General features: G+C 58.3%; 12 protein-coding genes. 7 read left to right on the top strand and 5 right to left on the bottom strand.

Annotated features, from left to right (window positions below):
- Positions 1–95: 95 nt before the first annotated feature.
- From CHB65_RS16190 to CHB65_RS16175, 4 genes are all read left to right on the top strand, one after another.
- Positions 96–743 carry a hypothetical protein gene (locus CHB65_RS16190; RefSeq protein ID WP_089386049.1) on the top strand — a complete coding sequence of 216 codons (648 nt, stop codon included), beginning with the start codon at positions 96–98 and terminating at the stop codon, positions 741–743.
- A 253-nt stretch (positions 744–996) separates the two neighbouring features.
- Entirely contained in the window at positions 997–1,824 is an 828-nt protein-coding gene (locus tag CHB65_RS16185; protein ID WP_089386048.1) for a recombinase family protein, read from the top strand.
- A gap of 87 nt (positions 1,825–1,911) precedes the next feature.
- Positions 1,912–2,508, top strand: a complete 597-nt coding sequence (locus CHB65_RS17575) for a hypothetical protein (RefSeq protein WP_179213709.1) — start codon at positions 1,912–1,914, stop codon at positions 2,506–2,508.
- A gap of 670 nt (positions 2,509–3,178) precedes the next feature.
- On the top strand, positions 3,179–3,763 hold the full coding sequence (locus CHB65_RS16175; RefSeq protein WP_245810012.1) for a translation initiation factor IF-2 subunit beta: 585 nt from the start codon (positions 3,179–3,181) through the stop codon (positions 3,761–3,763).
- A gap of 132 nt (positions 3,764–3,895) precedes the next feature.
- Here the strand turns inward: CHB65_RS16175 and CHB65_RS16170 are convergent, their stop codons facing one another.
- Positions 3,896–4,345 carry a universal stress protein gene (locus CHB65_RS16170; protein WP_089386047.1) on the bottom strand — a complete coding sequence of 150 codons (450 nt, stop codon included), beginning with the start codon at positions 4,343–4,345 and terminating at the stop codon, positions 3,896–3,898.
- A gap of 369 nt (positions 4,346–4,714) precedes the next feature.
- Between CHB65_RS16170 and CHB65_RS16165 the strand changes: the two genes are divergently transcribed.
- Positions 4,715–4,894, top strand: coding sequence for a hypothetical protein (locus CHB65_RS16165; protein WP_089386046.1), 180 nt, complete (start codon positions 4,715–4,717; stop codon positions 4,892–4,894).
- Positions 4,895–5,077: 183 nt separating this feature from the next.
- Here the strand turns inward: CHB65_RS16165 and CHB65_RS16160 are convergent, their stop codons facing one another.
- From CHB65_RS16160 to CHB65_RS16145, 4 genes are all read right to left on the bottom strand, one after another.
- Entirely contained in the window at positions 5,078–5,470 is a 393-nt protein-coding gene (locus tag CHB65_RS16160) for a hypothetical protein (RefSeq protein WP_089386045.1), read from the bottom strand.
- A complete protein-coding gene (locus CHB65_RS16155) occupies positions 5,470–6,351 on the bottom strand; it encodes a ParA family protein (protein WP_089386044.1) in 882 nt (293 codons plus the stop codon). The genes CHB65_RS16160 and CHB65_RS16155 overlap by 1 nt, the downstream gene beginning before the upstream one ends.
- Positions 6,352–6,762: 411 nt before the next feature.
- Positions 6,763–7,071, bottom strand: a complete 309-nt coding sequence (locus tag CHB65_RS16150) for a DUF3006 domain-containing protein (protein ID WP_089386043.1) — start codon at positions 7,069–7,071, stop codon at positions 6,763–6,765.
- A complete protein-coding gene (locus CHB65_RS16145; RefSeq protein ID WP_089386042.1) occupies positions 7,068–8,216 on the bottom strand; it encodes a ComEC/Rec2 family competence protein in 1,149 nt (382 codons plus the stop codon). Before CHB65_RS16145 ends, CHB65_RS16150 begins: the two co-directional genes overlap by 4 nt.
- Before the next feature lie 192 nt (positions 8,217–8,408).
- Here CHB65_RS16145 and CHB65_RS16140 point away from each other — a divergent pair, with 192 nt between their 5' ends.
- Both CHB65_RS16140 and CHB65_RS17680 read left to right on the top strand, forming a co-directional pair.
- Positions 8,409–8,831 (top strand): hypothetical protein, encoded by a 423-nt coding sequence (locus CHB65_RS16140; protein ID WP_089386051.1) that lies wholly within the window; start codon positions 8,409–8,411, stop codon positions 8,829–8,831.
- Positions 8,832–8,940: 109 nt separating this feature from the next.
- The gene (locus CHB65_RS17680) at positions 8,941–10,107 is read left to right on the top strand and encodes a hypothetical protein (RefSeq protein WP_218818982.1); all 1,167 of its coding nucleotides are present in this window, start codon (positions 8,941–8,943) and stop codon (positions 10,105–10,107) included.
- Positions 10,108–10,402 lie beyond the last annotated feature (295 nt).

Here is a 10,402-nt window from a genome sequence, read left to right as displayed (position 1 = left end):
TATGCCAAAATAGACAGTAACCGAGTGCTGCATAGACCCTCTATATCCAGCACGACCACGAATACATATCACTCTCTAAGGATTTCAACAGAGCCATGAGAATGGAAGCCCCAGAATATCGCGGTTCGTACCTACGATACTACGGCAACGTATGGGGCGACCTCCCGCTCGCTCGCGACCACAGTGGCAGGCTCGAGGAAGCTATCGCCGACAAAACCAAAGAAATCATCGAATTCGTCGAAGAACTTGAAACCGCCGACGAAGTACTCCAGAACCCCGCCAGAATCTACGATAACTCTGACGTCGCTACACTCCCTCTATCCGAACACCCAGCTGTCGAATCTTTCGACCTCGATCCAGTCGAGATTGGCGACCCCGTCGTCGACGATACAAAAATCACCTTCCAGAACCTCTCCGCCGAGATCGACTTCTTCGGCGACAAAACCGACTACCAAGATCTCTTGATGGAGATTCTCAACATCAAGAACTTCGAGCTAGCTGACGAACTCAAAAAAGTTCGCCTACCTGAAGACGACTCTGAAATCCCGACACTCATCAATCGACTTCAAACCGTTCGTGCTGAACTCGAAACTGCCAGTGAAGACATGTCCGAACTCCAAGACGAACTCGACGAGTTTGTACTGGATTTGTACGGCTTCGACGAAGAAACTCGCGAACTCATCAAAGAAAGAACCCCAACGCCGAGCAATCCCCTCGACACCCGCGTCGTTGTCACTGACTAAGCACGAACGCAGATCTCCACGGATAGCAAGACGGCAGATTTCATCACGATAGTCATGAATAGAAAGCCTAGCTCGTGCTGCACTAATCCTCTGAGTCTTGCACTAGCCGACCTACCAACTCCTGAGTATATACTGCTGTTTCACTACCCCTCTGTGCGGGACAGCTGATCTCAAAGAGTGTCGAGAAGGTAGTGGTTTACACGCCTCCGCAGTAACCCGCATATGTATAAGTACAAACCGAGAACACGAAAACATGAGCGAAGATACACCCGAGGCCGTCGGGATATACGCGAGGGTGTCGACCAGCGACCAGGACGCGAGCCGGCAGCTCGACGAGCTCCGAACCTGGGTCGCCGACCAGTACCCCGACGCCGAAACCGAGGAGTACGTCGAGATCGTCTCCGGCTCCGCGACCGACCGCGCCGAGGAATACCACGCCCTCCGCAACGCGATCTCCGGGGGCGACCTTGACCTCGTCGTCGTCGACGAGATTAGCCGCCTTTCACGGCTGGGAGGCGGCGAGGTCCACGGGTTTATTCAACACGCGATCGAAAACGACACGTCCGTCCGTGACCGCGAGGTCGGCCTTTCGATCGACGTCGGCAGCTCCGAGGTCGACCAAGCGGTTAAGCAACTAATCGCCGGCGTCCTCGGCGACCTCGCGAAAATCGAACATAAGCAAAAGCTCCGACGGATACGATCCGGGATCGCCGCCGCCCAGGACGCCGGGAAGTGGACCGGCCGCCCACCCGCCGGGTTCGTCGTCGAGGACGGATACCTCCGCGTCGACGTCGCCGAGTATCTCCACGTCCGCGAGGCCGTCGCCCGCGTCGATCGGGGCGAGCCGTACGCGACCGTCGCCGAGGAGACCGGGCTCGCGGAGTCGACCCTCCGCTCTTTGGAGGCCGACCGGCGGGACCTATACCTCGCCGCGGAGGCCGAGGACGATCGTGTCGACGAGGCGCTCGACGGCGTCCGACCGCTCGACGACCTCCGTACGGATCGGGGCGACCTCGACCAACTCCGCGAGCGGATCCAACGCCTTGAGGAGGCCGTCGGAGAGGAGAGCTTACCGAATTGAGTTAGCTTACCATATCTGGTTATTACCATATTTGGTTAGCTTACTTCATTTAGTTAGATTGAACACACCGGTCTAACTGTATATGGTATGACCGCCGGGAGAGGCTTACTCACCGAACGCGAACGCGAGGCGCTGGTCGAACCCGAGGGCGCGTATACCTACAAAACGCGGAGTGTCGCTCGAAAGCGGATCGAAAAGCTCGCCGAGGACGCCGATCTCCTCGCGAGACACGACCCCGACCTATTCGACGAGCTGGTCGAGGCCGTCGAAGCCGCGAGGCGTGACGGGGAGCGTACCTCGACTCCCGTCGATCGCGTCGAGGAGGAGACCGCGGTAGTGACACCGGAGCCGGAGTACCCTCGCGAACGCGCCGACACGGCCGCGGTGGGAGGCGACGACCTCCTCGCGGAGGTACGTTCGTACTTGACCGACAGACCGCCGAAAACGACCCACGGCCGGGAGGCGCTCCTTGAGGTCTTTCGCATACTCCGCGAGGACGGGACCGCTAAGACCTCCGACCTGAAAACGGCGATTTACTCGGAATTCGGCGAGCACTACGGTTCGGAGCGGGCCGCGTGGGAGAGCGTATCGCGGTATTTGGACGACGTCCCGGGCGTGACGAAAGGCGGATACGGGGAGTGGGAATACCGGGGCGACGAGGCCGCTCGCGAGGAGTTACGGTAATATCGGACCAGCCGCCGCGTGGGGTGTATAAGTTACCTGAAAGTTATACCTAAGTATGCACGAGCCGATCGGCAGCGACCCGCACGGCGTCGTCCCGCCGACGTTTCCCGCCGATTGGGGGTGCGTGACGATCGCGGCCGCTTTGGAACGCGCGGAGAGAGCGCCGTCCTCAACGACGCCGTACGCGGAGCTCGACCGGTGTCCGAATTGCGGCAGTCACCGTTTGAAAAAGAAGTTAGAAAAATACAGGATGGAACACCGACGACCCGAGCCGGTCGTCTGTCGGGATTGCTATACTCACGCCCGGGAGGAGGACCTCCGCGACCCGCTCGACGAGTGTCCCGTCGAGGTCGCCTTTGCGTTTCACCTGGGCGAACACGATTACCTTAGAAAAATGTACGAAACCAGCGAGGGCCGACCCGAACGCGAGACGGAGACGGATTTTGAGTGGATCGGTGAGGAGGGCGACCTCCGCGAGCCGGTCGAGTGTCGTTTTGAGTGGTTAACGCCCGCCGATCTCCTTGACCCGAGCGCGCGCGTACCGCCCCTCGCCGAGATCGACGACGAGACACTCACCGCGGGCGTGATCCGATTGTACCGCCCCTGGGAGGACGACGTCGGGCCGTCGTACCGGCAGCTCGCGGAGTGGATCCCGTACTCCCGGCAGTGGATCGGCGACCGGATCCGCGCCTGGCGTCGCGAGGAGTATCGTGACCTGGTCGCGGACCCAGAAGCACAGAAGGACGGGGCGTTCACCCGACTGACCAACCTTTCGGCCATCGCCGACGCGTTGAGCCGTGACCCCGAACACGTCCACTCGAAGATCCAGCAGGAGCTCGGGACGGCTGGCCAGTACGAGTCGGGCCGTGCCCGCTACAACGGAAACTTTCGGGAGCGCGACTTCCAGGCGGCCGTCGACTCCTATATCGCCGCCTACGTCACCTGTTCGGAGTGTGGGCTGCCCGACACCCGATTGGAGACGGAAGATCGTACGCCGATGCTCCGCTGTGAGGCATGTGGTGCGTTCCGACCCGTCGCGAAACAGCAGAAGGCGAGTAGCCATCGCCAGGCAGATACGATCGAGTCCGGCAAGACCTACGAACTCGAGATCGTCGGCACGGGCCGCAAGGGCGACGGCGTTGCCGAACGCGGCGAGTACACGATCTTCGTGCCGGGCGCACAGGAGGGCGAGACCGTCCGGGCGTACATCAAGAACGTCTCGGGCAACCTCGCGTTCGCGCGTCGCGAGAGCTAATAGCATCGGTTCTTTCGGGGTTCACCCTGTTTGCGACCCATCTCGTACCACATATGGGACGCGAATGCAACGCTCGTTGACGACTCCACGCGGGTAGTCAACCGGCTGCGTCCCTCCCCGATCCGCCCGGATTCACTCGGTTGGTCGGACGGTAACGACTGGAACGGAACTTCGTCGGACCACTTTCTCGGTGACGCTTCCGACGATCAGCCGCTTTGTTCCATCCCGTCCATGTGTTCCCATCACGATGGCATCAATTCCTTCATCCTCGGCGTACTCGAGTATTACTTCCTCAGGTTTGCCATATCTAAGCGTTCCAACGGCCTCGATGCCCCGCTCTTTACACATATCTGTGACACTGTCGATCGCAGCCTTAGCTGCCGCCCGGAGTTCCTCGACTACTTCCCCCTGTTCCGCCGAGGCTGGTTTGGCCCCGGCAGTAAACCGGCCGAGCGACATCGGTTCGACGACCGATATCACGTGCACCCTCGAACCGTGTGCAGCCGCCAAGTCGATCCCCTTGTGAGCCGCCTTGTTTGCTGGGTCTGTCCCATCTGTTGGAATTAATACATCGTCGAACATGACATATCGATACGCAGCAGGCATCTATATGTATTGTGGCCCATTCCGCGCCTCGTTGATCACAGAGGAACAAGGAGCAAGCCAACGGATTCAGCCGTGGGAGAAATCCGACTAACGGGAGCACCTCGTCGAAGCGCTCGAGGAGGGACTACAGGTTCATCGTTCGGGAGCCGGTCGTCGTCCGTGTTAGGACGGGGGTTCGACCCCGCCGGAGACCGCCTCCGCGGTATCGGCAGCGGGGATCGTCGCTCGCGACGGCGGGAGCATACCGCCGATCCCCTCCTCGCCCTCGTCGATAACGAAATTCCAGCTATATGACTCACTTAGCTGTTTTTTCGTTTTGCCCCGAGCTGTGTTATCGGCCTCGACGTGGGGGAGATCGACGTCGGCGAGCCCCGGCTCCTCCTCGAGACCGTACTCAAATTCACGGCCTCGGGCGCCTTCGCGTTCTACGCCGAGGTATCCCGCGGAGCGAAGGTCCGCTCGGTTTACAACACTCCCGCAAAAGAAGACATGATCCGATCTGTGTACAGAGATAGATTCTACTAACTCCGGTTGCCAGGACTGCTGAAAAAACAGAGGATATCACCGTTTCACCGCCGTGAGGACACTGATCTCGACGTCTCGAAGCAGGGGTTCAGGCGGTCAGAATACACTTCGATAGTGGAGTGTAGGCCCAAAGTGTGTTTTTCCACCTACGTATAGTGCATATCGCGATATATATTTGTCAAGTCACTCCACCGCGTACCCCCACTCCCGGAGTTGATCAGCAGTTTCGTCGATGTGCTTCAGCCCGACCAGGAGTGCTGCCTCGCGAAGGTCAGCTTTCTTCACGCTTTCGCCGAGTAGGTCCTCGATCTTCGATTTCTGCTCGCGTTCAACCTCGACCGTGGTATCCTGAAGATGGAGTTGCTTGGTGTTCTCGCGGCCGTCCGTGATGCTACTCCGCCGGTGAATCCACGGGAGACGCGGCGTCGACTCCTCCACGACTGGCGACGTGGTTGGCTCATCGCGATGCATGCCGGTGCCGACGCCGGCCTCGGTAGAGTCGGTGGCGCTCCCCTGCGCTTCGTCTTCTTCCTCGTCGCCCCAGCCGTCAACTGAGCCCTCTTTGAAGCCCCCCATCAGACGGTCACCTCCTCATCCTCGCCGAGAGCTCCCGGTTTGGGTGGCGACGGTGCCTCGATGCCGGCCTGCTCCTCGAGGTACCGCGCGATCTCATCGAACTGCGCCAGCGTCTCAATCTCGTAGTCGCGGCGGGGATTCCGATGCTCCCGAACGTACTGGAACGCTGAACATTGCATCTTCCAGCAGCCCTCCATGAGCGCCGTCCGGTCGCCGATCACCGCTGGGACCTCGAACGGCACGTCCTCAAGCATCTCCCGCTGGTCGGCGGTATCTTTGTAACCCATCGGGACGGCACCGAGGACGCCGACGTCGATCTCCAGCTGCTCAGCAAAGTTCGTCGCCAGCTGCTCGAGCCCTTGGACGGAGGCTTCTCCCTTCGCGCTGGGTTCTAGTGGGATCAGGAGGTTCCGCATCGCGTAGATCGCATTGTAGAGGTGGATCGACTCAGTAGCCGGCGGGTCGCACACGACAACGTCGTATTCCGACGGCACGTCGTTTTCCGAGAGCACGCGCCGCAGCTGTGCGTAGATGTTGAAGGCGTCACCGAAGTCCTCGGCCTTTTGCTTCTCTCGGCGCAGGTGGTCTTGCAGATCCGAGAGCGTGTTGTGCTCGGGGACGATATCGACTTCCTCGGCAGTCCGGATCAGGTCGTCGAACTCACCACGCGGGCTCCCGACGAGGTGGCGAACGAGGCTATCAGCCTGCGGGTCGGTGCGGGCGTCGTCGACGTCGGCGAGCCGGCTCAGGTTGCCGTCCTGCGGATCGAGCGGGATGACAAGGACTTCGAGCCCGCCCCGAGCGTGCGCGACCGCCGTGTTCCATGCCAGCGTTGTCTTCCCGACACCGCCAGCCTCGCTGTAGACTGTATATGAAAGCATTGTAACTCACCTAACTCTCAAAGATTATGAAGTTACGTCAGACACTTATCTAAGACACTAATCTAAGATACATATCTAAGACTCTAATATTATACTCTAACCTAAGTTATTCAGCTACGGTGTGAGCTCTTCAACCGTGAGCAGCTGCAGTGCCTGTCGTATGTAGTAGTCCTTCTCAGTCGGAGTGTCTGCCTCTAATGCCTCACAGAGGTACTCGTTCGCACTATCGATTTCCATACTGTGTCGGTCTCTTCCGTGGATTTGATAAATCCATCTCTTCGAGTTGTTTCAGATACCACGGAATTCAGAGTCTTTGATTTGAATCCCTGATCATCGTGTCCGGCTCTCAGTGTGAATCGGCATCGCGAATATGCTGACACGACTCTGTTGACATCGCACGGTGATGGTTCATCAGGAGTCATGTTCCGCCCCGTCGTCCGCACTCTCTTCGTTTCGCTCACGTAGTGGCGTTGAGAGCCGGTCTAATCGCTTTTGTGCTGACTCTCGACGCTCGTGAGTCGCAGTTGGTTGATATTGTATCGACGTCACCGCCCCATCAACGAGTGTAACGGTCAGGACGGCTCCCTCACGCTGTGCATCCGTCGGGAGGTCCCCCGCCGGCAGGTCGAGTTGCGTATCGTGGCCGTCGGATTCCTCGAGTAGGAGCACGGCTGTTTCGCCGTCAACGATGCGGTCGACGACCGCGGTATAGGTGCTCATCCGATACTCGCCTCCTGCTGTGGCGTGTAGTCAGGAGAGTGTCCGAGCGGTGCGTTCCCGATCAGTGGCTGCTCGATCGACTGCTGGTCGTCACTGGGCTTTTCGGCCCGGAGGTCGGCGGCGTCCGTAGAGAACGCCTCTGTGGTCGCGATGTCGATATCGCCCGTACCGTTGGCAGTCACCACAACGTCGCCGTGAACGCCTGTCCAGTAGGTCTCGACGTTGCGGTCGGCGAACGCATCAAGCACCTCGTCGTGTGGATGCCCGTACTGTGACTCATACGCGCTCGAGATGATCACCACCTCCGGCGTCACGACGTCAAGGAACGCCGGCGTTGAGGACGTGCGCGAGCCGTGATGGCCCGCTTGATACATGTCGGCGTCAAGCTCGCCAGCCCACTCGTCGATCATCCGTTCTTCGGCGTCGCGCTCGGCGTCGCCGGTCGTCAGGTAGGTGAACTCGCCAAACTCGAACACGAGCGAGACGCTATTGTAGTGTAAATTGCTCCCAGAGTCCCCAGCTGGTGGATTCACGACGAGCGCATCGAGATCGCCATCGATCGGCAGTTCGTCGCCTTCCTCAACAGTGAAAAGGTCGACGTCGTATTCCTCAATCGCGTCGAGGTACCGCTCGTAGGTCCGCGTCGTATGCGGCACCCCGGAGTCATAGGCAGCGCCAATGCCGTCTCCCTCGGTTTCGGCCCACTCGATCACGGCATCGTGCCCGCCGATGTGGTCGGCGTGTGCATGCGTCGCAACGAGGTGGTCGATCCGATCAATGTCTTGATCTTCGAGATACTCGATGACGCCTGCGCCGCGCTGGCGGAAGTCACCCGTATCGATCAGGACGGTCTCGCCGGCGGGCGTGATGAGCAGCGTCGCATCGGCTTGCCCGACATCGATGTGGTGGATCTCGAGGTCGCCTTCGGCCGTGGCTGGTGTCTCACCCTCGTCGTCCGCTGGGTCGTCGGTGTCCCCGCTGTCAGGGTCTTCCTCAGCATCATCGGCCGTGGTCGGTGCGTCTTCCTCGGGCGTCGAATCATCGCGATCGTCGTCAGCGGTCGTTCCGTTATCACCGGGGAGGCCGGCACATCCCGCGAGTAACACGACCAGGATGACGCTGACCAGCAGCACCGACCGTTTCATACGATAGCGTCGACGGGACCCCTGTTGAGCGTTCGGGTACAGCAAGCGAGCTCAGCAGCTGTTATGTTGGTTTTGTGGAGGGAATTCGTGGAGACCCTCTCCCAGAATTCTGCGATAGCGGTTCGCTTACTGATGACTCTCGAGTTAGTAGTGTATACTAACCACTATATGCTAGGAGAACTGCTACTTGTCATGGTGAATAGTCTCAAGTCGTCAGCCGGTGGAATTGCCCTCCAGATCACGAAACCCGCCAGAGCAGCAGGATTGGTTGAAGAGGATGCCGAGGGGGATGCGACGCGCTTGGCAAGCGTCTATGTCTATGGATTCGACGGCCTGCTCGTTGTGGTGGATGCCGATCGAGTGTCGATCGAAGACCGGGCAGAACTGGTAGTAACGGCAGCCTCGGACTCGAGCAGTATCTATCGCGGCGAAGCGGCATCCGTCGAAATAGCGGGCAATGGCTATCAGGTACAACTACCGGGATGTAAGGAAGCAGGCTTCGCGATCGGCGATGATGGCTATACGCTACCCGTAGACAACGTCCTCCTGATCCACAACGGCAGACACGCCCGTCTCGCAGGCGATTTGGCGACGATCCGACGCGAGCAGCTTTGATTTAGTTAGTACCTTCTACTAACAAATATTTCCCTTCCTTCGGCGACCGGAATCGCCAACTCGGATTTATCAAGCAGAAATAAATGAACAGTCGGGGAACTAGACAAATATGGTTGAGCTCACACTCGAGCGGATCGTAGGTCTAGCTGGAGAGTGGACTGATGACTCAAGGGCAAGTCAGCAGTTTCGGGAGATAATCGAAGACGAACAGACCACGACCGAGGAGATTGAGTCGTATCTACAGGAAGCGATTGATGGGAGCGAATCATACCACAATAAAGCCCTCCAAGATCTCGTCAACAACATTGGACGACGACTTGGTTTCGAGGTTGAGTATGGGATTTACCAAGGGGTGAGCGACACGATCGGGTACGACGGACACTGGGTCTCAACAGCGACGAAAGAAGACACGCACCTAGTTGTTGAGACAAAGAAATCGACTGCCTTCTCTATTGGACCCGAGCAGGCTGGTGAATACATGGGTGAGCTCGTGGAACGAGAGGGGTTAGACCGCGAGCAGGTATATGGACTCTATGTAGTGGGTGATGGTGACGTTGAGACAGTTTCCCAGACCATTCTCGGCTCTAAGTACAGGGATCGTATGCGCGTTATCACCGCGCAGCGTCTGTTGGATCTGCTCGAGATACAAACCGAATCTGGGCTCCGTCATGATCAAGTCGTAGACGTCCTTCTTCCGATCAACGCAGTAGATGTTGGTCAACTCGTTGGACTCATTCAAGATGTGATCGAGTTCCGCGAGCACGAGGACCCAGTAGGCGACAAGGTGACACCCACTCAGTCAGACACTCCTGATAGTGTCAACTGGGATGGCCCACAAACCGGAGCAAATGCCGTACAAGGAACGATATCGCGTCAAGAGCTCACAGGTCCAGATGATGCGACTGTCGCAGTATTTCCCTCCCAGACATCGGGTGTTCAATTCCTCAAAGAAAACAACGCATGGGGATTTGTAGGGATCAACCAGAACCCAGAGTATGTCGCGATATACGTCTCCGATGATGTTCAGGCCGTTAAGTACGTGGCCCGAGTCAAGGAGATAGTGCCGGCAAATGAGGCCACACTCGCACGAACACTTGAGTCATATGCTGGAGAGCAGGCAGAGTTCAACGCGAGTCAGAAGGTCGTCATATTCGAACCGGGGACACTCTACGAACTCACAGACCCGATCCCTTTCGAGAGTCGAGTTCCGTATTCACTCCGCTACACAGAGTTAGGGCGCCTCAGACAAGCAGAGACTACCGATGATATCCTGTAATTGAGAACCAGTGAGCTCAATAAGCGTTGGCTCTTGACTTATTCGGAGAAGTGACTGTTCCTCATGTGATATGGACCGATGCCGACTACTGAAGATAGAGCGTGAATGCAGCACCGAGTAGTGGGAGACTTCGGGCGCAAATCGCTCATCACTTGGGGTGACAATATTCTGGTATGAGAAAGTGAGCGTGCAAGATGTAGCGCGCGAATCTTTCAATCGGCGAGATCGACACCCGTGAATTCAAATCGGGCCCCGTCTGTCCTGCCATCTGCTACTCGAATAGCCCATCCATGGG

It is taken from the genome of Halorubrum vacuolatum (genome assembly GCF_900188065.1).
GTDB classification, from domain to species: domain Archaea; phylum Halobacteriota; class Halobacteria; order Halobacteriales; family Haloferacaceae; genus Halorubrum; species Halorubrum vacuolatum.
The sequence above is the reverse complement of the archived record's forward strand: the minus strand, read 5'-3'. Positions and strand labels throughout refer to the sequence as shown.

Excerpts from the sequence above, each read along its gene's own strand:
- CHB65_RS16150 (WP_089386043.1), bottom strand. The coding sequence starts at position 7,071 with ATGAGCACCTATACCGCGGTCGTCGACCGCATCGTTGACGGCGAAACA.
- CHB65_RS16140 (WP_089386051.1), top strand. The coding sequence starts at position 8,409 with ATGGTGAATAGTCTCAAGTCGTCAGCCGGTGGAATTGCCCTCCAGATC.
- CHB65_RS17680 (WP_218818982.1), top strand. The coding sequence starts at position 8,941 with ATGGTTGAGCTCACACTCGAGCGGATCGTAGGTCTAGCTGGAGAGTGG.
- CHB65_RS16160 (WP_089386045.1), bottom strand. The coding sequence starts at position 5,470 with ATGGGGGGCTTCAAAGAGGGCTCAGTTGACGGCTGGGGCGACGAGGAA.
- CHB65_RS16155 (WP_089386044.1), bottom strand. The coding sequence starts at position 6,351 with ATGCTTTCATATACAGTCTACAGCGAGGCTGGCGGTGTCGGGAAGACA.
- CHB65_RS16170 (WP_089386047.1), bottom strand. The coding sequence starts at position 4,345 with ATGTTCGACGATGTATTAATTCCAACAGATGGGACAGACCCAGCAAAC.
- CHB65_RS16185 (WP_089386048.1), top strand. The coding sequence starts at position 997 with ATGAGCGAAGATACACCCGAGGCCGTCGGGATATACGCGAGGGTGTCG.
- CHB65_RS17575 (WP_179213709.1), top strand. The coding sequence starts at position 1,912 with ATGACCGCCGGGAGAGGCTTACTCACCGAACGCGAACGCGAGGCGCTG.
- CHB65_RS16190 (WP_089386049.1), top strand. The coding sequence starts at position 96 with ATGAGAATGGAAGCCCCAGAATATCGCGGTTCGTACCTACGATACTAC.
- CHB65_RS16145 (WP_089386042.1), bottom strand. The coding sequence starts at position 8,216 with ATGAAACGGTCGGTGCTGCTGGTCAGCGTCATCCTGGTCGTGTTACTC.